Raw genomic sequence first — 20,135 nt, forward strand, 5'->3', positions numbered from 1 at the left:
AAAAAAGCATGACGAGGACGAAATGAGCAAAAATATTTTGTGAAGCAGGCCGTTAGCACCAGATTATGTGATGAAATAAAGTGGCCGTTGGGTTACTCTGCAAGCGGTGAAATGGGCATTTCTAAACAGATAGTGCGTCGATCGGATTATGTAGACTTATAATGAGAGATAAGACCTGTCTACAACATGACAAACAAAAAACAATGCGTAACGGAACTTTACGAAACTTGAGCACTCTAAGCATTTGCTTGCTCATAGTGAAGCTGATGGAGTGGCGTTTCGAAGGCGCGTGGAAATTTGGTTTGGGGAGACTTTACCTCGGATGAGCGAGCAGTTAACGGACCAGGTCCTGGTAGAACGGGTCCAGAAGGGAGATCAGAAAGCCTTTAACCTACTGGTAGTGCGCTATCAGCATAAGGTGGCGAGTCTGGTTTCTCGCTATGTACCGTCGGGCGATGTACCCGATGTAGTACAAGAAGCATTTATCAAGGCCTATCGTGCGCTGGACTCGTTCCGGGGAGATAGTGCTTTTTATACCTGGCTGTATCGTATTGCAGTCAATACAGCGAAGAATTACCTGGTCGCTCAGGGGCGTCGTCCACCTTCCAGTGATATTGATGCGATTGAAGCAGAAAATTACGAAAGTGGCGGTGCGCTGAAAGAAATTTCGAACCCTGAGAACTTAATGTTGTCAGAAGAACTGAGACAGATAGTTTTCCGGACTATTGAGTCCCTCCCGGAAGATTTACGCATGGCAATAACCTTGCGGGAGCTGGATGGCCTGAGCTATGAAGAGATAGCCGCTATCATGGATTGTCCGGTAGGTACGGTGCGTTCACGTATCTTCCGAGCGAGGGAAGCTATTGATAATAAAGTTCAACCGCTTATCAGGCGTTGACGATAGCGGGATACTGGAAAAGGTATTAGGCATGCAGAAAGAAAAACTTTCCGCTTTAATGGATGGCGAAACGCTGGATACTGAGTTACTCAAAGAGCTGACTCAGGACCCGGAAATGCAAAAAACCTGGGAGAGTTATCACCTGATTCGCGATTCTATGCGAGGTGATACCGCCGACGTTCTCCATTTCGATATTTCCGCCCGCGTAATGGCTGCCATCCAGGATGAGCCAGTACGTCAGACGGTGCCATTGATTCCTGAGGCCCAGCCAGCACCGCACCAGTGGCAGAAAATGCCATTCTGGAAGAAAATGCGTCCATGGGCCGCGCAGCTTACCCAAATGGGTGTGGCCGCGTGTGTATCACTTGCAGTTATTGTTGGCGTCCAGCACTATAATGGGCAATCTGAAACGTCCCAGCAGCCCGAAACGCCGGTATTTAATACATTACCGATGATGGGTAAAGCCAGTCCGGTAAGCTTGGGTGTACCCTCTGACGCGACGGCCAGCGGTGGTCAGCAACAGCAGGTACAGGAGCAGCGTCGTCGTATTAATGCCATGTTGCAGGACTACGAACTGCAACGTCGACTGCACTCTGAACAGCTTCAGTTTGAGCAGGCCCAAACACAGCAAGCCGCTGTGCAGGTGCCAGGAATTCAAACTTTAGGAACGCAATCGCAGTAATGAAGCAACTTTGGTTTGCCATGTCACTTGTGGCTGGTAGCCTGTTTTTCTCTGTAAACGCCTCGGCCAATCCTGCGTCCGGGGCGTTGTTGCAGCAGATGAATCTGGCCAGCCAGTCGCTAACCTATGAGCTGTCATTTGTCAGCATCAATAAGCAGGGTGTTGAATCCCTACGTTATCGCCATGCCCGCCTGGATAACCGTCCGCTAGCGCAACTGTTGCAAATGGATGGACCGCGCCGGGAAGTGGTGCAGCGTGGCAATGAAATTAGCTATTTTGAGCCTGGTCTCGAACCGTTCACGCTGAACGGCGACTATATCGTTGACTCTCTGCCTTCTCTGATTTACACCGACTTCAAACGTCTTGCTCCCTACTATGATTTTATCTCAGTAGGTCGCACCCGCATTGCCGATCGGCTCTGTGAAGTGATCCGCGTAGTCGCCCGTGACGGTACGCGTTACAGCTATATCGTCTGGATGGACACGGAGACTAAGCTGCCGATGCGCGTCGATCTTCTCGACCGTGATGGTGAGACGCTGGAACAGTTCCGTGTTATCGCGTTTACCGTAAACAACGGCGTTAGCGATAGCATGCAGGCGCTGGCGAAAGCCAATCTACCGCCGTTGCTGTCAGTTCCTGCTGGCGAGAAAACCAACTTCAACTGGAGTCCGTCGTGGTTGCCGCAAGGCTTCAGCGAAGTTTCCAGCAGTCGACGTCCGCTGCCGACGATGGATAACATGCCGATCGAATCGCGCCTATATTCTGATGGCCTGTTCAGTTTCTCCGTGAACGTAAACCGTGCGATGCAAAACAGCGCCGATCAGCTGTTGCGAACCGGGCGTAGAACGGTTAGCACCAGCGTGCGTGATAACGCAGAAATTACGATTGTGGGCGAGCTTCCACCGCAAACGGCGAAGCGTATCGCGGACAATATTAAGTTCAGGGCTGCACAATGATTAAAGAGTGGGCGACAGTCGTCTCCTGGCAAAATGGTCTGGCGACGGTCAGCTGTGATGTTAAAGCATCATGTAGCAGCTGTGCTTCGCGGGCCGGATGCGGGAGCCGCGTGCTGAACAAACTTGGGCCGCAGACCACGCATACCATCGTGGTGCCCAGCGACGAACCCTTAGCGCCCGGTCAAAAAGTTGAACTGGGTATTGCCGAGGGTAGCCTGCTGGGTTCAGCGATGTTGGTCTACATGTCTCCGTTGGCGGGGCTCTTTCTCTTCGCGGCGCTATTCCAGGTGCTGTTTGGTTCCGACCTTGCGGCATTAAGCGGAGCCGTGCTGGGGGGCGTGGGCGGATTCCTGATTGCCCGTGGATACTCTCGTAAGCTTGCTGAGCGCGAAGCCTGGCAGCCGGTCATTCTGAACGTTGCTCTCCCACCCGATCTTATTCGCGTCGAAACCCAACAGTGATAGCTTTGCCTGATGGCGCTTGTGTCGCCATCCGGCAAAAGTTTCACCGACTTTGCAAAGTTGTTTCCAGTTCCCGCTATCCTTGCTCTATGAACATTTCCTCGCCTCAGCGTTGTAGTGTAGAATGCGGCGTTTCACTTAAACAGACGTTAAGCTCAGATCAGCGACTTCTCAGAGCCTGCTCAGGCGGGCGTAAGGCACAATAATTACACTATATGAAGAACATACGTAACTTTTCAATCATAGCTCACATCGACCACGGTAAATCGACGCTGTCTGACCGTATTATCCAGATCTGCGGTGGCCTGTCTGACCGTGAAATGGAAGCGCAGGTTCTCGACTCGATGGATCTTGAGCGTGAGCGCGGTATTACTATCAAAGCGCAGAGCGTGACGCTCGATTTCAAAGCATCTGATGGTGAAACCTATCAGCTTAACTTTATCGACACCCCGGGCCACGTTGACTTCTCGTATGAAGTTTCCCGCTCGCTTGCCGCCTGTGAAGGCGCACTGCTGGTGGTTGATGCCGGACAGGGCGTCGAAGCACAGACCCTGGCTAACTGCTATACCGCCATGGAAATGGATCTGGAAGTGGTGCCGGTACTGAACAAAATTGACCTGCCAGCCGCCGATCCTGAGCGTGTGGCGGAAGAGATCGAAGATATCGTCGGTATCGATGCGACGGATGCCGTTCGCTGTTCGGCGAAAACCGGCGTTGGCGTCACTGACGTTCTTGAACGTCTGGTGCGCGACATCCCGCCGCCGGAAGGCGACCCGGAAGGTCCGTTACAGGCGCTAATCATCGACTCCTGGTTCGATAACTACCTGGGCGTCGTGTCACTGGTGCGTATTAAAAACGGCACCATGCGTAAAGGCGACAAAATTAAAGTGATGAGCACCGGTCAGGTCTATAACGCTGACCGTCTGGGCATCTTCACGCCAAAACAGGTTGACCGTACCGAGCTGAAATGCGGCGAGGTGGGTTGGTTGGTTTGTGCGATTAAAGACATCCTGGGCGCACCGGTTGGCGATACCCTGACGCAGGCGCGTAACCCGGCGGACAAGCCGCTGCCAGGCTTTAAAAAAGTGAAGCCGCAGGTTTACGCCGGTCTGTTCCCGGTGAGCTCTGACGACTACGAAAACTTCCGTGACGCGCTCGGCAAGCTGAGCCTCAACGACGCCTCCCTGTTCTATGAACCGGAAAGCTCAACCGCGCTGGGCTTCGGCTTCCGCTGTGGCTTCCTCGGTCTGCTGCACATGGAGATCATTCAGGAACGTCTGGAACGTGAATACGATCTGGATCTGATCACTACCGCGCCGACCGTAGTCTACGAAGTCGAAACCACGGCGAAAGAGACGATCTACGTCGATAGCCCGTCCAAGCTGCCGCCGTTGAACAACATTTACGAACTGCGTGAGCCGATTGCTGAGTGTCATATGCTGCTGCCGCAGGCTTACCTCGGTAACGTCATCACGCTGTGTATCGAGAAGCGCGGCGTACAGACCAACATGGTTTACCACGGTAACCAGGTGGCGCTGACCTATGAAATTCCGATGGCGGAAGTGGTACTCGACTTCTTCGACCGTCTGAAGTCAACTTCTCGCGGCTATGCGTCGCTGGACTATAACTTCAAACGTTTCCAGGCGTCTGACATGGTGCGCGTTGATGTTCTCATCAACAACGAACGTGTCGATGCGCTGGCGCTGATTACCCACCGCGACAACTCCCAGAGCCGTGGTCGTGAACTGGTCGAGAAGATGAAAGATCTGATCCCTCGCCAGCAGTTTGATATCGCGATCCAGGCGGCCATTGGTACGCACATCATCGCGCGTTCAACGGTTAAGCAGCTGCGTAAAAACGTTCTGGCGAAATGCTACGGTGGCGATATCAGCCGTAAGAAAAAGCTGCTGCAAAAACAGAAAGAGGGTAAAAAGCGCATGAAGCAGATCGGTAACGTCGAACTGCCACAGGAAGCCTTCCTCGCCATTCTGCATGTCGGTAAAGACAGCAAATAATCTTAAGGAGTTGGCATGGCGAACATGTTTGCCCTGATTCTGGTGATTGCCACACTGGTGACGGGCATTTTATGGTGCGTAGATAAATTCATCTTCGCGCCTAAACGCCGGGAGCGTCAGGCAGCAGCGCAAGCTGCTGCAGGTGATTCACTGGATAAAGCAACGCTGAAAAAAGTGGCCCCTAAGCCGGGCTGGCTGGAAACCGGGGCATCCGTTTTCCCGGTTTTAGCTATTGTGCTGGTGGTGCGTTCATTTATTTATGAGCCGTTCCAGATCCCGTCTGGTTCGATGATGCCGACACTGCTTATCGGTGACTTTATCCTGGTGGAGAAATTTGCCTACGGGATCAAAGATCCGATTTACCAGAAAACGCTGATCGAAACCGGCCATCCGAAACGTGGTGATATCGTGGTGTTTAAATACCCGGAAGATCCGCGTCTGGACTACATCAAACGTGCTGTCGGTTTACCGGGAGACAAAGTGACGTACGATCCGGTGGCGAAAGAGATAACTATTCAGCCAGGATGCAGTTCCGGTCAGGCGTGTGAAAACGCGCTGCCGGTAACGTACTCTGATGTTCAGCCAAGTGATTTTGTGCAGACCTTTGCGCGTCGTAACGGCGGTGAAGCGACCAGCGGTTTCTTTGAGGTTCCGCTGAATGAAACGAAAGATAACGGTATTCGCCTCTCCGAGCGTAAAGAAACGCTGGGTGAGGTAACGCACCGCATTCTGACCGTGCCAATTGCGCAGGATCAGGTGGGGATGTATTACCGTCAGCCAGGCCAGCAGTTGGCAACCTGGATCGTCCCGCCGGGACACTACTTCATGATGGGTGATAACCGTGACAATAGCGCGGACAGCCGTTACTGGGGATTTGTGCCGGAAGCGAATCTGGTTGGTAAAGCGACCGCTATCTGGATGAGTTTCGATAAGCAAGAAGGCGAATGGCCGACCGGTGTGCGTTTAAGCCGTATTGGTGGCATTCACTAATCGCTGATAATCGTTCACGTTGTCGTCATTATGGCGACAACGTGAATTATTTCTCGGATAAATTCCCGCAGACTAACGACATCCCTTGTCGTTGTGTATAGAATATTCCCCCGAAGTTTGAGGTTGGCACCGACAGGTTGCCACGGCACACGAAACAGCATTGGTTTGTGTATAAATGCATTCAGCCGAAGCGGGATGGCTAAGCGAAATGCGTATATCAGGTCTGTTTCGTGTGCTGAATTGTTGACGCATTCATTTATTGGTATCGCATGAACCCCATCGTAATTAATCGGCTTCAACGGAAGCTGGGCTACACTTTTAATCATCAGGAGCTGTTGCAGCAGGCATTAACTCACCGTAGCGCCAGCAGCAAACATAACGAGCGTTTAGAATTTTTAGGCGACTCTATTCTGAGCTTTGTTATCGCTAATGCGCTGTATCACCGTTTTCCGCGAGTGGATGAAGGTGATATGAGTCGCATGCGCGCGACGCTGGTTCGCGGCAATACGCTGGCTGAATTAGCCCGTGAGTTTGACCTCGGTGAATGTTTACGTTTGGGGCCAGGCGAGCTGAAAAGCGGCGGTTTCCGTCGTGAATCGATCCTGGCAGATACCGTTGAAGCTTTGATCGGCGGCGTCTTCCTCGACAGCGATATTCAAACCGTTGAACAACTGATCCTGAACTGGTATCAGACTCGTCTGGATGAAATTAGCCCAGGCGATAAACAAAAAGATCCGAAAACGCGCCTGCAGGAATATTTGCAGGGTCGCCACCTGCCGCTACCGTCCTATCTGGTGGTGCAGGTTCGTGGTGAAGCACACGATCAAGAATTTACTATCCACTGCCAGGTCAGCGGCCTGAGTGAACCGGTGGTTGGCACAGGTTCGAGCCGTCGTAAGGCTGAGCAGGCTGCCGCCGAACAGGCGTTGAAAAAACTGGAGCTGGAATGAGCGAAGAGAAAACTTACTGCGGATTTATTGCCATCGTCGGTCGCCCGAACGTCGGCAAATCCACCCTGTTGAATAATCTGCTTGGGCAGAAGATTTCCATAACCTCACGTAAGGCTCAGACAACACGTCACCGTATTGTTGGCATCCATACCGAAGGTGCGTATCAGGCGATTTATGTTGATACCCCGGGCCTGCATATGGAAGAAAAACGGGCGATCAACCGCCTGATGAACAAAGCGGCAAGCAGCTCGATTGGTGATGTTGAACTGGTTATTTTCGTTGTGGAAGGCACCCGCTGGACGCCGGACGACGAAATGGTGCTCAACAAGCTGCGCGACGGTAAAGCCCCGGTTATTCTGGCTGTGAACAAAGTGGACAACGTTCAGGAAAAAGCCGATTTACTGCCGCACCTGCAGTTCCTGGCAAGCCAGATGAACTTCCTTGATATTGTCCCGATTTCTGCCGAAACCGGCCTGAATGTTGATACCGTTGCGGGCATCGTGCGTAAGCACCTGCCGGAAGCCATTCATCACTTCCCGGAAGATTACATCACCGACCGTTCTCAGCGCTTTATGGCGTCTGAAATCATCCGTGAAAAGCTGATGCGTTTTCTGGGGGCTGAACTGCCGTACTCCGTTACCGTGGAGATTGAACGTTTTATCTCTAACGAACGCGGTGGTTACGATATTAACGGTCTGATCCTCGTTGAACGTGAAGGGCAGAAGAAGATGGTTATTGGCAACAAAGGGGCCAAAATTAAAACCATCGGCATCGAAGCGCGTAAAGACATGCAGGAGATGTTCGAAGCGCCCGTTCACCTCGAGCTGTGGGTGAAAGTGAAATCCGGTTGGGCCGATGACGAGCGCGCGCTGCGTAGCCTCGGTTACGGCGACGACGTCTAATTTTTCATAGGTTATGGCTTTCGAGGTGCAGGAAGGCGGCAAGACCGCAGATCCTCGGGAGCTTACTCAAGTGAGTGACTGGGGTGAGTGGGCGCAGCCAACACACCTGCAGCTTGAAAGACGGCAGGTATGATGGAAGGATGGCAACGCGCTTTTGTCCTGCATAGCCGCCCTTGGAGCGAAACCAGTCTCGTGCTGGACGTCTTCACGGAAGAATCGGGTCGTGTGCGCCTGGTGGCTAAAGGCGCGCGCTCCAAACGTTCTAATCTCAAAGGCGCGCTCCAGCCTTTTACTCCGTTGTTGCTTCGCTTTGGTGGACGTGGTGAGGTCAAAACCTTACGCAGTGCCGAAGCCGTTTCTCTGGCTCTCCCCCTTAGCGGTATCACACTGTACAGCGGCTTGTATATCAACGAGCTTATCTCTCGTGTACTTGAGTATGAGACCCGCTTTTCTGAACTCTTTTTCGACTACCTGAACTGTATTCAGGCGCTGGCTGGCGCGACGGGTTCGCCAGAGCCTGCGCTGCGTCGCTTTGAGCTGGCCTTACTTGGACATCTGGGGTACGGCGTCGATTTTACCCACTGTGCGGGTAGTGGCGAGCCGGTGGACGACACCATGACCTATCGTTACCGGGAAGAAAAAGGGTTTATCGCAAGCGTAGTGATTGATAACGCCACCTTTACCGGACGCCATCTGAAAGCACTCGAATCGCGTGAATTTCCGGATGCTGATACGCTTCGCGCCGCGAAACGCTTTACCCGCATGGCGTTAAAGCCGTATCTTGGTGGTAAGCCGTTAAAAAGCCGGGAACTGTTCCGGCAATTTATGCCAAAACGCGCAGTAAAAACAAAAAATGATTAACGAGGATGGATTGCCATGGCCGAATTACTGTTAGGCGTCAACATTGACCACATTGCCACTTTACGTAATGCACGCGGCACCGCATACCCTGACCCGGTTCAGGCGGCGTTTATCGTTGAGCAGGCGGGCGCAGACGGCATTACTGTGCACCTGCGTGAAGACCGTCGCCATATTACCGATCGCGACGTGCGCATTTTGCGCCAGACGCTGGATACGCGTATGAATCTGGAAATGGCGGTAACCGAAGAGATGCTGGCGATTGCCGTTGAGACTAAGCCGCATTTTTGCTGCCTGGTGCCGGAAAAACGTCAGGAAGTGACGACTGAAGGTGGCCTGGACGTCGCGGGTCAGCGTGACAAGATGCGTGATGCCTGCAAACGCCTGGCGGACGCAGGCATTCTGGTTTCGCTGTTTATCGATGCTGATGACGAACAGATTAAGGCCGCTGCTGAAGTCGGCGCGCCGTACATCGAAATTCACACCGGCTGTTACGCCGATGCGAAAACCGACGCTGAACAGGCCAGCGAACTGGCGCGTATCGCCAAAGCGGCGACCTTTGCCGCCAGCCTTGGTCTGAAGGTGAATGCGGGGCACGGCCTGACGTACCACAACGTTAAAGCCATCGCCCGGATCCCGGAAATGCACGAGTTGAACATTGGCCATGCCATTATCGGCCGCGCGGTGATGAGCGGTCTGAAAGATGCAGTAGTCGAAATGAAGCGCCTGATGCTGGAAGCGCGTGGCTAATGGCGATTCTGGGATTAGGTACGGATATCGTGGAGATTGCCCGCATCGAAGCGGTGATCTCCCGTTCCGGCGACCGTCTGGCAAGACGCGTGCTCAGCGACAACGAATGGGCAATCTGGGAGACGCATCAGCAACCGGTGCGCTTTCTGGCGAAGCGTTTTGCGGTCAAAGAGGCGGCAGCAAAAGCCTTTGGTACCGGTATTCGCAACGGTCTGGCGTTTAATCAGTTTGAAGTCTTTAACGACGAACTCGGTAAGCCGCGTCTGCGGTTATGGGGGGAGGCGTTAAAACTGGCGGAAAAACTCGGTGTCGCACATATGCATGTGACGCTGGCCGATGAGCGTCACTACGCCTGCGCCACGGTGATTATCGAGAGCTAACGTTTCATCGGCCTGATAAGCATAGCGTCATCAGGCAACGTTACAGCTTATCGGCGTGGTGCATCAGTACAAACTTATCCCACAGCTGCTCTTCCGTTTCGACACGTGCCGGATCTTTCAAAATAGTATTAGGGATCGGGCACACCTTCTGGCAGGTTGGCGTGTCGTAATGGCCTACGCATTCCGTACACTTGTCGCTGTTAATCTCGTAAATGCTGTCACCCATCGAAATCGCCTCATTCGGGCATTCGGGCTCGCACATATCGCAATTGATACAGCGTTTAGTAATTAGTAATGACATTTCAATGAATTACCGTTAAATCATTTTAAAATCAGTAAGTTAAAAAGTTTCTCTATCACTCTCTATTATTTACTTACTGTATGTTGATACAGTGTATTTAACCCTGATAAACTCAGTCCAGTAACACAAAGCCGCAACACATTGCATTTTGTCCCGCTGAAAAGACCTGCATGTGTGAGCTTGTTTTCTGTGCCTTCGCAGATAAGGATTGAGAATGCCGCGCACTGTAACACATAAACCGGATAGCCCCAATAATGACGATGTTTTAGCCGCGTCTGAAAAGTGGGATGCCTGTAAACCCCCCTATACCAGCGCACACATGAAAATCTGTGTTGCTGCCGCCAAAATTATCCTCTCCGCTTCTGGCGTCGCCCGTCGTTCCAAATACGAAAAAGAAAATTATCTCCGTATTGATTTTAGTAAAGCAGGTAAGGTGACCTTTTACGCTGAGTTCCCTAAAAAGATGGGGCTGAAAGGTAAAAAACTTGGCGAATGGCCGGAACTCGCAATTCAAATAGCCAGAGAGAAAGCATCAGAAATGGCAGAGGGTGGGTTGCGTGCTGAATCCGTCCACGCCGCTTTGGAAATGTACCGTGACGACCTTAAAGCAAAAGTCGACCGGCAGAAGTTAAGTCCTGATAGCTTCACGACCTACGGGGTACGTATCGACAGAATCAAAGCAACGTTCGGAGAGCGTGAAGTATTCAGTGATGTGACATACAGTCGGCTGGTGGATGTTCTGGATGAGTGGATCGCAACACGTTCCAATAATAACGCGCTAGAATTATTTGGTGAGCTTCGTCGGTTCTGGAAATTTTGTGCTCCTACACTTTGCAATGGGCGTAACATTGCCGCCAGTTTGCCAGATGATTATGTTTCTTCTCGTGTGCAGAAACCAACCCCAACGCGACTATTTACGGATATTGAATCAATCGCCCGCCTTTGGCTCAATGTGGCTGCCTGCACCTCTATACACCAGAAAAATGCCGTTAGATTCATGATTATTACTGGCGTTCGCCCGATAAACATTAATAACTTGCGCTGGGATTACGTCAACGAGGATGCAGATGAAATCGTTTATCCAGAAGGCGTGATCGGTATGCGCGGGGCGATGAAAACACAAAAGGCTTTCCGTCTGCCAATAACGCCAGAGATCAGGAGGATTATCGACGAGCAGAAAGCCTGGCGCGATTCAGTTCCTGAGTGCAATAAAGATTATGTGTTTTTGCAGCCGCGCGACCCTATGCAAGCATTTTCAAAACGATCACTGGATAAACTGGTGAAAACATACAGCCCGGAAGGGGCGGTAAAGGGTATGAAGCATGACGGGACAATAAAAGGGAAAGAGGGGGCATTTAATACGATGTGCCGTAAATTCCTTAAGAGCAATGTTATTGCCCTGATGAAGGAAAGAGGCTACTCCCGATCAGATAGAAGGGAAGTAAGCCTCCTGTGCCTTCACCATTCCAGCAAGTCAGATGACCCGATGGCAGAACACTACGACTTTTCAGATGAGATTTTGCAGGAAGAGATTGCGTTAAAGCGCGAGGCATTTGAGGCTCACGAGCGGAGCATACTCGCGCAGGTTGCACTGCTAAGACGACGGGGTTAATACTGGCTCCGGCATTTCTGGATAAAAGCCTCTACATTACGGCGCTCATAGCGAACGACTTTAGCGCTGAATTTTACAGGGGCTAATGTAGAACGGTGCCGGTGTTCTGTATTCCATTTACATAATGTTTTTTGCGTAATCCCTAATTTCTGGCATACCTCGTCCGGAGTGAGGAGATCATCAGGTTGTTCAGTCATGTTATTCCTCACTGTTATCGATGGTGATGATGAGCCGCTTCCAGATAGCTGAGACATACTTAGCCTGATGTTTTGCATCGGCTAGGGCATTATGCATGTCACCTTCAAACGGTATGTCCCGGCGTGGGTTGATTCCTATTTTCCTTCCTAATTCGACGATAGTTCGGACATCACGATCATTCCAGAATTTCCACATGCAGGGGATTAATTCACGGTCATAGCTGGAACGGAGGATTACATTATCAAAGGTAGCGCCATTACCCCAGACCTGAACTTTATCAATGTCAGAGTTATCAAGAATAAAGGTATTCAGCTTTATCAGGGCGGCTGAAATCGTTGTCGCATCCTCATCGCAAATAGCCATTCGAGCTTCTTCGCTTTGCTGCATCCACCAAATTATTGTTTCAGGGTCAGGAACGGCACCTCCAGCAATCGCGCTTTTCAGGCTAACAACCCGGTAAAATTCAGGGCCCAGTTCACCAGTTGAAGGATCAAAAAACACAGCACCGATAGAGACGATGGGGGCATTTGGTTTATTCCCCATAGTTTCAAGGTCGATCATTAAATTGTTCACGTTAAATATTCTCCTGTTTCGGTGCTGCTTTAATCATTGCTGCCCAGCACAACTCAGCCCGGCGCGCCGCCTGTCGGCATCCACTCAATGCTTCGTATTCCTCCCACTCTTTTTCATCGCTGAAGTGCGGGTCTGGAACCGATTCGAAGCCGTTAATAATCATGTCCTCGGTCGGAACGATAGGCACCAGCACATAGCCATTCGGAATCACAGGAGAGTTGCCAGCTTTGCGGCGCTCACTATCCAGGTCTGTTTGCAACTGGATTACCCATCGGGCAAGCTCTCCCTTTTCACCACTTTCGCGCCGCATATCCTCCAAAAGGTATTTATCAATCATTACTGTTATCCTCGCAGCAGTAGTGCCGTCCCTCTGGGTCAGTAGATACATGTCCGCAGATACCGCATTCAATTCCCGGAAGCACCGATTCTGACTGCTCTTTGATATGCAGTCGCGGTTCACCTTCTTTCGGCTCAGGCCATTCGCGCTGCTTGTTCACTGCCAGCTTTTCTACTATCGCCTGGTTAATCTGCTCATCACTGATACCAGCACGACGTTGCGCATCCCATAACAGGAATTGCATGTCAGCCCATTCGCTAAGGTCGTCTGGTTCAGCAGCAGCCTCGAGCGCTTCTTTGGAAAGGTGCTTCAGCGGACCAACTGGGCCGACATCGCCGAAAGTAGTCAGTGACCATGCAGCATGTTCACGGCGTATTTGCTCACGGGCAATCACCCCGGCAATCACCTTCACAGCATCAGCCATCGCATAGCCGACATTACCGCCGTGGCTTTGTGCTGCTGCCTTGGTGAGTATTTCGCGTATCTGGTGCAGGCGATCGAGTGATACAGGACCGTGCGCCCGGTGGTTGTTAGTTGTCATGGTTAGTCCTTACACTGCTAATTGCAGTTGCATGTCGAACCGGTCACGCTGCTCGCAGTACGCGAGAGAGCCTGGGCTGTTATGCGATTCAATGCGCTCTACCATTAACGCGGCGCGGGTTTCTTTTGAAGCTGGTGCGTAAGCACCAGACCATGCTTTATCGATGCCGATGTTACGGGCGACATTTGTACTATCAGCGCTGGCTAATGGTAACTTTGTAAAAATGAGCGGGTTAAGCATACGCAAGCCGTGCAACTTCGTGACAGGCTGGCTGTGAGCATCAACAACATGGCGAATCAGGTCTTTCATCCGAGCTACGGCCAGATTCGGACGCTTAACGTCATAGTCACCGCATGAACCGATTGCGACTCTGGGATACTCGTTGCAGAGCCTGATAAAACGTTCGTCGCTTTCATTCATGTGCCAAACGGGAACGCCGAAAAATTCCCCATGCGGCCATTCATCAAGAAGCGCCTCGTTCTCTTCCTCTCCGCCGTCGATAACATCCGGGATGATGGCGAAATCAAAGCCAGGATGATTCTTCCAGCGGGCCACAAACTCGTAGTAATCGCTCCAGTCGATTTTGTTTTTGCCAGCTGCTTTCCATGCGGTGAATGCACCGTTGTCCAGCGCGAATGACTGGCAGTATTCAGCCGCGAGGTTAATTTGTCCGGAGTGCGCGAAACTTATAAACGCATGGCGTCCTTTCCACGCTTTCATGGCGCACGTATCCGGCGTGATTGGACCGCCGTGATAGTGAATCATCTCACTCCCCCTTTACGCCAATGCCAGCGGCGATTAGTGCCTCTTTGTCGGCCTTTCCGCGAGCATTCCAGCCCTCATCAAACCAGGCCGTTGCCTCATCTTCTGGAGATTCAGATTCTGCCGCGTTATCTGCTGGCAACTGCACTGTGACGGTCCGCGCCTCCAGTTCTGCTATGCGCTGGCGCAATGCTGTAATATCGCGATCAGCATTAGCCAGTAGCTGATTTTCAAAGTTATGCTCTGCTATGCGCTTCTCTGCGGCATCCAGATCCTCGCCTAACTTCTGCGCCATTTGAAACCAATTGGCGCGTTGTTCTTCTTTGGTTTCCAGCTCATCCAGCAACGACAGGGCCAGTTTTCGCAGGTGGTGATTGCTGCCTATTGCGGGGTTTGAAAGCTCTTTGCGCAATTCCCTGTGTTTGTTGAGTACTGTCATTGGGCTGCTCCTTGTCTGGCTCTGCTCAAGAGCTGGTTAAACATCATGGTTAGGCTGTTACTACACCCAAACGGCATATCGTTAACACGGTAAGTAGGAATTCCCTTGCGAACACCAGACTTCACGATCCGGCCGGTGCCATAGAGTTGCGATAATGCGCCAGCGACCGCGGGTGTCTTTTTGTTCATACCTTTGGCGATTTCACCGCTGGTGGTATTCGGATGAGCCTGGAGATATTCAAATACGGTCATGGCGTTTTACCTTTACGTTCCTGTTCCAGTTGCACCAGAGACTCTTTTAATGCTGCGAACGTAGCCTCCAGTCTGGTGGCGACTTCGCGCATAAGCGGTGCATGCTTTGGTGGCAATTCATCAACGGAGGCAAAAGCCTCCGCTACGAGCTCTTTTACCTTCATGCGGCGCATTGGCGCAGCTCCACCAGTTCGTTAAAGCGATTCATGAACATGCCATATGACTGGCCTGGACGAACTGGGTTGATGATGAATAGATCCGTTGGGACAACTCCCTCGAGGCAAGGCCACACGGAACCTTCGTCAATCTCAAAATCGCGGCGTTAGCTGACAAGCATCACCAGATCGGCATATTTCACGGTTGGGTGTTGCCCCGTCGGTAGGCCAAATTTCTGGCGAATAGCTGCGTCTACGCGAGCTTCGATCACCTGGTAATCAGGTAACAGGCGCTTAAGCGGTGAGGGTATATCCTGCAGGTAGGCTTCGGCGGCATCATGAAGCAGGGCTTCTAATGCAAACTCCTGCGGAACGAGGTGGCTGGTTAAAACGCTATGTTGGCCGACGCTGTAAAACTCAGGAAGATGCCCTGCAAAGCGGCAGATATGAGACAACGCGGTAGCGATATCTTCGATCACGATATCGTCCTGTTGGATATCGAGGTAATTAAAGTGTTTGCCGGATAATGTCTGAATGTAGCTCATGGTTTTCTCCATATTGGCGCGCTGCACCGCGCAGATTTTGGTTGCACGAATCCCTCGCCGGGTGGCGATAATTAATGGAATTACGCTTCAATAAATCCCCGCGGCGCCGGGGATTTAATGCAGAGCAATTAGGCTTTAAAGTTACCGATGAAAGTTTCCACTGATTCACCTTCGAACTTGCTGATCAGCAAATCGCGGAATTCGTTGGCGATCTCTTCTTCCTGGGCTTCAAGTTGGACGATGCGCAGAACAAAGCAGGGTTCATCGCTGGTCAGCAGGCTGTTACGCAAGTTAAAGCGGCGTTCGCCCAGACCTTCATACGGCACACATTTGAACTCGAACGCCACAGGCATTACGTCTTTGCTGCTTGCTTCAACGCTTTGCATCAGCGATTTTTTACCAGCGAAATCACCAGTTTCATGGTCCTGCTGTGTTGCTTGCTGAATAGTGATACGACGCACAGCCTGAGCTGCCTGGGAAATCTGCATCGTATTGCCATCAGCATCAAACGCCAGAAGGTAATCGCTCCAGTCTTCCAGCCATTCGGCGATTTGCTTTTGCTTCAGACGTTGACCGTCGATTTGCAGTAGCGCGCGGAACGGGGCGGTTTTCTTCAGGGTGATTGAAGCAACGTTATCGGCGTGACCGGGATTATCCAGGGTGCCGATGTTGAACACTGAACGGGCGGTCATGTTGTCAGCGTCAATAAAGCAACGAGCTGGCTCACTGTCGCTGGCGTAACCTTTAGAATAACGTGCGAAGTCGTCAATACTGGTTGTGGCCATGGTGCCACGAAAGCGGAAACGCTCCAGAGAAAAGCGCTCGAGGCTTTCAACGCCAGTACCCTCTGGCAGTAATGCGGTCGGGCAAGCCAGGCCATGAATATCATTCAGGTGATAACCGGAAAGAACCAGGTCTTTGACCTGCTTGAAGGTACCGCTGTCTAACTGAGACATAAAAATTCCTTATTAACTGATGATCAAAGTGGTATCAGTGAGTTTGTTGTTGCGGATCACTGAGCCGCTTTAAGCTTTCCATCCACCGCGCCAGTGATCCCGAACAGCTGACCCTGATCTTCCTGCAGGATGGTGAGCTTCCCGCCTTTGTTGACCCACATCGGTGTTTCGGTTGTGTCCTCTTCGGAGGCTTTACCACGCGGTGTTGGGGTGCTGTAGTTCAGCTTGTGCTTGATCTTCACGCGCTTCTCTTCAACGGAATTACCCATACGCTCAAAATCAAATGTGAGGACTACTTTGCCTTTGTTGCCGTTGTTCAGAACCCCAAGCGCGGTGGTATTAAGTGCTGCCGCGATTTTGTTCATGAACACGCCGGCATCCAGTTCGCCAAGAAAATCTGGCACTACGGTCATGCGGTCATTACTCATGGTTTTACCCTCGTTAAGGCGGCTGCAACCGCCGAACTTTCTCCATACACAACAGAGAAGGGCACCTGCATTTGTCGGCGACTGCAATCGCCATCCTCTTGCCCGGGTGGATTGGGTTATGAGCCCGTCGCCCGGTGATGCCCTTTTCTGTTGTGCCCTGAAAAAGGCTGGCGGTTACCGGAAATACACGGGAAAACACCGGACCGCCAGAACAGGGAGTTACTTGTTATTGCTTTGGCCTGCTTTTAACCACATCAGGCGCGGTGGTAGGTATCTTCGGGCGGGGCGCTGGCGACCAACCAGCTACAACCCCTACGGTATTTACACTCCACGCCGTGGGTTAACGGCTCCGTATCGTGGCTGAGTTTCTGTTGCTGGTGGTCAAGCCAGCTTCGCAACCCCTCCCGAAGACACCTGTCAGCGAATCATCCGGTTATTCATATGCCACCGGCGGCTACTTCGTGGGCGTCCTGCCTGTTCGCTATTGTTTAACACCTTTAAGTTGTAATTTAGTTGTGGTGATGCACAATGTCAACAACTTTATGTGGTTTGATTGAAGATGAGATGAATGCAAGGATGTATAAAAAAGAGGAGGCTGTATGGAAGACAAGCTTTACGTATTTAATTACACACACAATAGAGATAAGTTGTTTGCGAACCTAATCAGTATCATTGATGGTATTGTTGCTGATGGGGTGGTAAGAGATGAGGAAGTTCTTTACCTTGACACATGGCTACTTGAAGCAAATCAAATTATAAGAAATGGTGTTATTAAGAGTCTATCGGCGAGGGTCTCAGATATCTTAGCTGATGGTGTCATTACAGAGGAAGAAAGAAAAGAACTCAAAAACAGTCTGACAAAAATCCAAAGAGAAATTTTAGATATTCCTGGAATTGATTTTTACTCTGCTGAAATGGATCTACATCTTCTTAATGGATTGTGTAAAGGGCTGATCTCGGATAGGACCTTGACGGAAGATGAAATTAGATATCTCGATTGGTGGTTAACCCAAAACGGGGCTCTTAAGAGTAACTACCCAGGGAAGGATTTGTACATTCTAATAAAAGATATCCTTAACGATGGGGTAATAACTCCAGAGGAAAGCGAAACTCTACATAAAGCACTTGTTGACTTTACTGGATGCGATCTAGACAGCGGGGTTGTTGATGGATTGGCGACGAGGCTACCGATTGATAATGATGCACTCGTTGATCTTGAGGACAAAACCTACTGTTTAACGGGTACCTTTATGGCAGGTAAACGAGCGGTGGTAGAGGAACGGATCAAAAGTGCAGGGGGAAAAATAAGTAATGGAATTACCCAAAAACTGGACTTCCTTGTTGTCGGAACCCTATCATCCAGAGACTGGAAATTTTCCAGCCATGGGAGAAAGATAGAGAAAGCTGTTAGCTATCGCGACGATAATGGTGCAAAGCTAAAAATTATTTCAGAGGAAATGCTATTTAGCGTATTACCATGAACGTGATGACCAGAACACTCTGCCGATAACATGAATTCTTGCGCGGCGTTCATTGAAGGTGAGTATTTCATCTGGATACTCATCTTTGTTGAAGCTTCTTATAATTAAACCACCATCAGGTTGGTTTATTAGCACTTTGACCCTTAGCAGGACCCCATCTCTAACAGCGTATAAATCGCCATCTCGAATAGGATTTGTCTGTGCGATATCAACAGCAACATGATCGCCGTTATTGAGAACTGGCAATAAGCTGTTCCCCCAAATTTTTACGATCCTAGCATTTGTAGCGCTGACTCCAGCTTTCCTTAAATCCATTCTTCGGATAGGAAACCAGTCAATTACAGATTCCACAATTTCGGCTTCACACCCATTTCCGGCTGATAACTCAACATCTAGTACTGGTATGTCAGCGAAAATGGCAGGGTCTAAACTGGCACTTTCAGCCTCTCCAACCACAAAATCAGAAAGTGAAGCATTTTCCTCAATGCCTAGTTGCAACCACTTTTGGCTAACGCCTAATACATTTGCGATTTCTTTTATCTTTCGCGGTTGCAATGTATCTCCGTTTTCTATTTTTGCTACGGATTGTTGAGAAACACCTATGGATTCAGCGAGTTGAGCTTGGCTTAACCCTGTTTTTTCTCTCGCAATTTTCAGTCTTTCCGCCAGTGTGTTCACAACTTCCCCCCTTATTTATGGTGAGATTACAACTTTATGTTTTAGCTTTCCAACACCTAAAAGTTGTGATAAAAGTTGTTAGGGTTGTATAATCTCTATCGGCAACAACTTTTATGTATTGATACAGGAGAAAACTATGACTCCCGAGCAGTTAGCCCTTTCAGAGGCAATCGCTCTGGCTGGTGGCCAATCAGAGTTAGCGCGCAAGCTTACCGCTAGTTCTGGGCGATTAGTGAAACAACAGCAGGTCTGGAACTGGCTGAACAGAGAGAAAAAACCACCAGCAAAACTATCAGCGCTAATTGAAAAGGTCACCGGAGTTTCAAGAGAGAAATTACGTCCTGATATTTTTCAAAAGATTAAAGATTCAGCAGCGTAATTGTAACCACAGAACTAAGGGGTTAACCGTGGGTAACGAACCTATTTGGAAAGTTGAACGTCAGCCAATCTGGCTGGTGGTAGCGATTAAAAAGACGATTACCGATCTGCCTGGTGGCTACGCCGAAGCGGCGGAATGGTTGGGGGTAACAGAGAATGCGCTGTTTAACCGCCTTCGTGTCGACGGGGATCAGATCTTCCCTATGGGATGGGCGATGGTTTTACAGAAAGCCGCCGGTGTTAGCTACATAGCTGATGCGTTTTCTCGCCAAACAGATAACGGGATCCATATCCCGGGTGCGGCACCAGAAACAGAGAACGAAGAGATTGGCTTAAAACTGGCTGAGCTGGTGGGCAGGCTTGGTGACCTGGTTAACGCATATCGTCGATACATCGATGATGGTGTGGTTGATAAAGGGGAGTGGGACAGTCTGAACGAAATCGCCTACCAGTTCCGGGTAACGCTTATGACGTTTCTGAACCTGATTTCACGAGTCTATTGCCTTCCAGAAAAGAGTGACGCCCGCGAGTGTGCAGCTCCGGGCGCCTTGGCGAACATACTCTTCGAGTATGGAGAAATAATCCGCATGAGCAGTTTAACGGCTTTTAACCGTCTACCGCAACTCAGGATGATCCCAGTTTCGGGTACTCCGTTATT

Annotated in this window: 27 protein-coding genes and 2 pseudogenes; 17 read left to right on the forward strand and 12 right to left on the reverse strand. The window is 50.6% G+C overall.

The window, feature by feature from the left end; genetic code table 11:
* The first annotated feature begins 203 nt into the window (after nucleotides 1-203).
* From rseD to acpS, 12 genes are all read left to right on the forward strand, one after another.
* Entirely contained in the window at nucleotides 204-326 is a 123-nt protein-coding gene (rseD, locus tag HV311_RS05970; protein ID WP_223306697.1) for a rpoE leader peptide RseD, read from the forward strand.
* A complete protein-coding gene (gene rpoE / locus HV311_RS05975) occupies nucleotides 323-898 on the forward strand; it encodes an RNA polymerase sigma factor RpoE (RefSeq protein WP_003037573.1) in 576 nt (191 codons plus the stop codon). The genes rseD and rpoE overlap by 4 nt, the downstream gene beginning before the upstream one ends.
* Before the next feature lie 31 nt (nucleotides 899-929).
* Entirely contained in the window at nucleotides 930-1,580 is a 651-nt protein-coding gene (gene rseA, locus HV311_RS05980) for an anti-sigma-E factor RseA (protein WP_019077408.1), read from the forward strand.
* On the forward strand, nucleotides 1,580-2,536 hold the full coding sequence (gene rseB, locus HV311_RS05985) for a sigma-E factor regulatory protein RseB (protein ID WP_016154050.1): 957 nt from the start codon (nucleotides 1,580-1,582) through the stop codon (nucleotides 2,534-2,536). Before rseA ends, rseB begins: the two co-directional genes overlap by 1 nt.
* Nucleotides 2,533-2,997 (forward strand): SoxR-reducing system protein RseC, encoded by a 465-nt coding sequence (gene rseC / locus HV311_RS05990; RefSeq protein WP_016157173.1) that lies wholly within the window; start codon nucleotides 2,533-2,535, stop codon nucleotides 2,995-2,997. Before rseB ends, rseC begins: the two co-directional genes overlap by 4 nt.
* A gap of 215 nt (nucleotides 2,998-3,212) precedes the next feature.
* The gene (gene lepA / locus HV311_RS05995) at nucleotides 3,213-5,012 is read left to right on the forward strand and encodes a translation elongation factor 4 (RefSeq protein ID WP_003037577.1); all 1,800 of its coding nucleotides are present in this window, start codon (nucleotides 3,213-3,215) and stop codon (nucleotides 5,010-5,012) included.
* Between the two features lie 15 nt (nucleotides 5,013-5,027).
* A complete protein-coding gene (lepB, locus tag HV311_RS06000; RefSeq protein ID WP_191220846.1) occupies nucleotides 5,028-6,002 on the forward strand; it encodes a signal peptidase I in 975 nt (324 codons plus the stop codon).
* Between the two features lie 269 nt (nucleotides 6,003-6,271).
* On the forward strand, nucleotides 6,272-6,952 hold the full coding sequence (gene rnc / locus HV311_RS06005; RefSeq protein ID WP_003037579.1) for a ribonuclease III: 681 nt from the start codon (nucleotides 6,272-6,274) through the stop codon (nucleotides 6,950-6,952).
* A complete protein-coding gene (era, locus tag HV311_RS06010; RefSeq protein ID WP_003037581.1) occupies nucleotides 6,949-7,854 on the forward strand; it encodes a GTPase Era in 906 nt (301 codons plus the stop codon). Before rnc ends, era begins: the two co-directional genes overlap by 4 nt.
* Nucleotides 7,855-7,986: 132 nt before the next feature.
* Nucleotides 7,987-8,715 (forward strand): DNA repair protein RecO, encoded by a 729-nt coding sequence (gene recO / locus HV311_RS06015; RefSeq protein ID WP_016154047.1) that lies wholly within the window; start codon nucleotides 7,987-7,989, stop codon nucleotides 8,713-8,715.
* A 15-nt stretch (nucleotides 8,716-8,730) separates the two neighbouring features.
* Entirely contained in the window at nucleotides 8,731-9,462 is a 732-nt protein-coding gene (gene pdxJ, locus HV311_RS06020) for a pyridoxine 5'-phosphate synthase (protein ID WP_016157172.1), read from the forward strand.
* A complete protein-coding gene (gene acpS / locus HV311_RS06025) occupies nucleotides 9,462-9,842 on the forward strand; it encodes a holo-ACP synthase (protein ID WP_003037588.1) in 381 nt (126 codons plus the stop codon). Before pdxJ ends, acpS begins: the two co-directional genes overlap by 1 nt.
* A gap of 40 nt (nucleotides 9,843-9,882) precedes the next feature.
* On the opposite strand, the gene HV311_RS06030 is transcribed toward acpS, so the two are convergent.
* The gene (locus HV311_RS06030; RefSeq protein WP_191220847.1) at nucleotides 9,883-10,143 is read right to left on the reverse strand and encodes a YfhL family 4Fe-4S dicluster ferredoxin; all 261 of its coding nucleotides are present in this window, start codon (nucleotides 10,141-10,143) and stop codon (nucleotides 9,883-9,885) included.
* 214 nt (nucleotides 10,144-10,357) lie between these two features.
* On the opposite strand from HV311_RS06030, the gene HV311_RS06035 reads away from it, so the two are divergent.
* Nucleotides 10,358-11,755, forward strand: a complete 1,398-nt coding sequence (locus tag HV311_RS06035) for a tyrosine-type recombinase/integrase (RefSeq protein ID WP_180208582.1) — start codon at nucleotides 10,358-10,360, stop codon at nucleotides 11,753-11,755.
* 198 nt (nucleotides 11,756-11,953) lie between these two features.
* Here HV311_RS06035 and HV311_RS06040 read toward each other — a convergent pair whose 3' ends face one another.
* From HV311_RS06040 to HV311_RS06085, 10 genes and pseudogenes are all read right to left on the reverse strand, one after another.
* Complete coding sequence (locus HV311_RS06040) at nucleotides 11,954-12,526, reverse strand: 3'-5' exonuclease (protein WP_191220848.1); 573 nt, start codon at nucleotides 12,524-12,526, stop codon at nucleotides 11,954-11,956.
* 1 nt (nucleotide 12,527) lies between these two features.
* Nucleotides 12,528-12,863, reverse strand: coding sequence for a hypothetical protein (locus HV311_RS06045; protein WP_230133379.1), 336 nt, complete (start codon nucleotides 12,861-12,863; stop codon nucleotides 12,528-12,530).
* Entirely contained in the window at nucleotides 12,856-13,404 is a 549-nt protein-coding gene (locus HV311_RS06050; protein ID WP_326928879.1) for a DUF550 domain-containing protein, read from the reverse strand. Before HV311_RS06050 ends, HV311_RS06045 begins: the two co-directional genes overlap by 8 nt.
* 9 nt (nucleotides 13,405-13,413) lie before the next feature.
* Nucleotides 13,414-14,169: a hypothetical protein gene (locus HV311_RS06055; RefSeq protein ID WP_088583037.1), complete on the reverse strand. Its 756-nt coding sequence runs from the start codon at nucleotides 14,167-14,169 to the stop codon at nucleotides 13,414-13,416.
* A 1-nt stretch (nucleotide 14,170) separates the two neighbouring features.
* Nucleotides 14,171-14,605 carry an ead/Ea22-like family protein gene (locus HV311_RS06060; protein WP_191220849.1) on the reverse strand — a complete coding sequence of 145 codons (435 nt, stop codon included), beginning with the start codon at nucleotides 14,603-14,605 and terminating at the stop codon, nucleotides 14,171-14,173.
* On the reverse strand, nucleotides 14,602-14,856 hold the full coding sequence (locus HV311_RS06065; RefSeq protein ID WP_044711969.1) for a hypothetical protein: 255 nt from the start codon (nucleotides 14,854-14,856) through the stop codon (nucleotides 14,602-14,604). Before HV311_RS06065 ends, HV311_RS06060 begins: the two co-directional genes overlap by 4 nt.
* Entirely contained in the window at nucleotides 14,853-15,029 is a 177-nt protein-coding gene (locus HV311_RS06070) for a hypothetical protein (protein ID WP_181502018.1), read from the reverse strand. Before HV311_RS06070 ends, HV311_RS06065 begins: the two co-directional genes overlap by 4 nt.
* Nucleotides 15,017-15,556: pseudogene (locus tag HV311_RS06075) on the reverse strand (HD family hydrolase). Before HV311_RS06075 ends, HV311_RS06070 begins: the two are co-directional and overlap by 13 nt.
* A 128-nt stretch (nucleotides 15,557-15,684) precedes the next feature.
* Nucleotides 15,685-16,512, reverse strand: a complete 828-nt coding sequence (locus HV311_RS06080; RefSeq protein WP_101701130.1) for a YfdQ family protein — start codon at nucleotides 16,510-16,512, stop codon at nucleotides 15,685-15,687.
* 56 nt (nucleotides 16,513-16,568) lie between these two features.
* Nucleotides 16,569-16,940: a hypothetical protein gene (locus HV311_RS06085; protein ID WP_001515608.1), complete on the reverse strand. Its 372-nt coding sequence runs from the start codon at nucleotides 16,938-16,940 to the stop codon at nucleotides 16,569-16,571.
* A 356-nt stretch (nucleotides 16,941-17,296) separates the two neighbouring features.
* On the opposite strand from HV311_RS06085, the gene HV311_RS06090 reads away from it, so the two are divergent.
* Nucleotides 17,297-17,497: a hypothetical protein gene (locus HV311_RS06090; RefSeq protein ID WP_191220850.1), complete on the forward strand. Its 201-nt coding sequence runs from the start codon at nucleotides 17,297-17,299 to the stop codon at nucleotides 17,495-17,497.
* Between the two features lie 42 nt (nucleotides 17,498-17,539).
* The gene (locus HV311_RS06095; protein ID WP_191220851.1) at nucleotides 17,540-18,421 is read left to right on the forward strand and encodes a BRCT domain-containing protein; all 882 of its coding nucleotides are present in this window, start codon (nucleotides 17,540-17,542) and stop codon (nucleotides 18,419-18,421) included.
* Here the strand turns inward: HV311_RS06095 and HV311_RS06100 are convergent.
* Entirely contained in the window at nucleotides 18,413-19,099 is a 687-nt protein-coding gene (locus HV311_RS06100) for an XRE family transcriptional regulator (RefSeq protein ID WP_048220746.1), read from the reverse strand. The genes HV311_RS06095 and HV311_RS06100 overlap by 9 nt on opposite strands.
* A gap of 136 nt (nucleotides 19,100-19,235) precedes the next feature.
* On the opposite strand from HV311_RS06100, the gene HV311_RS06105 reads away from it, so the two are divergent.
* Both HV311_RS06105 and HV311_RS06110 read left to right on the forward strand, forming a co-directional pair.
* Nucleotides 19,236-19,478 carry a transcriptional regulator gene (locus HV311_RS06105; RefSeq protein ID WP_044702968.1) on the forward strand — a complete coding sequence of 81 codons (243 nt, stop codon included), beginning with the start codon at nucleotides 19,236-19,238 and terminating at the stop codon, nucleotides 19,476-19,478.
* A gap of 28 nt (nucleotides 19,479-19,506) precedes the next feature.
* Nucleotides 19,507-20,059: pseudogene (locus tag HV311_RS06110) on the forward strand (YmfL family putative regulatory protein).
* The last annotated feature ends 76 nt before the right edge of the window (nucleotides 20,060-20,135 follow it).

It is taken from the genome of Citrobacter sp. RHBSTW-00881 (genome assembly GCF_013728515.1).
In the GTDB taxonomy this organism is placed as follows: domain Bacteria; phylum Pseudomonadota; class Gammaproteobacteria; order Enterobacterales; family Enterobacteriaceae; genus Citrobacter; species Citrobacter braakii.

Excerpts from the sequence above, each read along its gene's own strand:
- rseD (WP_223306697.1), top strand. The coding sequence starts at position 204 with ATGCGTAACGGAACTTTACGAAACTTGAGCACTCTAAGCATTTGCTTG.
- rpoE (WP_003037573.1), top strand. The coding sequence starts at position 323 with ATGAGCGAGCAGTTAACGGACCAGGTCCTGGTAGAACGGGTCCAGAAG.
- rseA (WP_019077408.1), top strand. The coding sequence starts at position 930 with ATGCAGAAAGAAAAACTTTCCGCTTTAATGGATGGCGAAACGCTGGAT.
- rseB (WP_016154050.1), top strand. The coding sequence starts at position 1,580 with ATGAAGCAACTTTGGTTTGCCATGTCACTTGTGGCTGGTAGCCTGTTT.
- rseC (WP_016157173.1), top strand. The coding sequence starts at position 2,533 with ATGATTAAAGAGTGGGCGACAGTCGTCTCCTGGCAAAATGGTCTGGCG.
- lepA (WP_003037577.1), top strand. The coding sequence starts at position 3,213 with ATGAAGAACATACGTAACTTTTCAATCATAGCTCACATCGACCACGGT.
- lepB (WP_191220846.1), top strand. The coding sequence starts at position 5,028 with ATGGCGAACATGTTTGCCCTGATTCTGGTGATTGCCACACTGGTGACG.
- rnc (WP_003037579.1), top strand. The coding sequence starts at position 6,272 with ATGAACCCCATCGTAATTAATCGGCTTCAACGGAAGCTGGGCTACACT.
- era (WP_003037581.1), top strand. The coding sequence starts at position 6,949 with ATGAGCGAAGAGAAAACTTACTGCGGATTTATTGCCATCGTCGGTCGC.
- recO (WP_016154047.1), top strand. The coding sequence starts at position 7,987 with ATGGAAGGATGGCAACGCGCTTTTGTCCTGCATAGCCGCCCTTGGAGC.
- pdxJ (WP_016157172.1), top strand. The coding sequence starts at position 8,731 with ATGGCCGAATTACTGTTAGGCGTCAACATTGACCACATTGCCACTTTA.
- acpS (WP_003037588.1), top strand. The coding sequence starts at position 9,462 with ATGGCGATTCTGGGATTAGGTACGGATATCGTGGAGATTGCCCGCATC.
- HV311_RS06030 (WP_191220847.1), bottom strand. The coding sequence starts at position 10,143 with ATGTCATTACTAATTACTAAACGCTGTATCAATTGCGATATGTGCGAG.
- HV311_RS06035 (WP_180208582.1), top strand. The coding sequence starts at position 10,358 with ATGCCGCGCACTGTAACACATAAACCGGATAGCCCCAATAATGACGAT.
- HV311_RS06045 (WP_230133379.1), bottom strand. The coding sequence starts at position 12,863 with ATGATTGATAAATACCTTTTGGAGGATATGCGGCGCGAAAGTGGTGAA.
- HV311_RS06050 (WP_326928879.1), bottom strand. The coding sequence starts at position 13,404 with ATGACAACTAACAACCACCGGGCGCACGGTCCTGTATCACTCGATCGC.
- HV311_RS06055 (WP_088583037.1), bottom strand. The coding sequence starts at position 14,169 with ATGATTCACTATCACGGCGGTCCAATCACGCCGGATACGTGCGCCATG.
- HV311_RS06060 (WP_191220849.1), bottom strand. The coding sequence starts at position 14,605 with ATGACAGTACTCAACAAACACAGGGAATTGCGCAAAGAGCTTTCAAAC.
- HV311_RS06065 (WP_044711969.1), bottom strand. The coding sequence starts at position 14,856 with ATGACCGTATTTGAATATCTCCAGGCTCATCCGAATACCACCAGCGGT.
- HV311_RS06070 (WP_181502018.1), bottom strand. The coding sequence starts at position 15,029 with ATGCGCCGCATGAAGGTAAAAGAGCTCGTAGCGGAGGCTTTTGCCTCC.
- HV311_RS06080 (WP_101701130.1), bottom strand. The coding sequence starts at position 16,512 with ATGTCTCAGTTAGACAGCGGTACCTTCAAGCAGGTCAAAGACCTGGTT.
- HV311_RS06085 (WP_001515608.1), bottom strand. The coding sequence starts at position 16,940 with ATGAGTAATGACCGCATGACCGTAGTGCCAGATTTTCTTGGCGAACTG.
- HV311_RS06095 (WP_191220851.1), top strand. The coding sequence starts at position 17,540 with ATGGAAGACAAGCTTTACGTATTTAATTACACACACAATAGAGATAAG.
- HV311_RS06105 (WP_044702968.1), top strand. The coding sequence starts at position 19,236 with ATGACTCCCGAGCAGTTAGCCCTTTCAGAGGCAATCGCTCTGGCTGGT.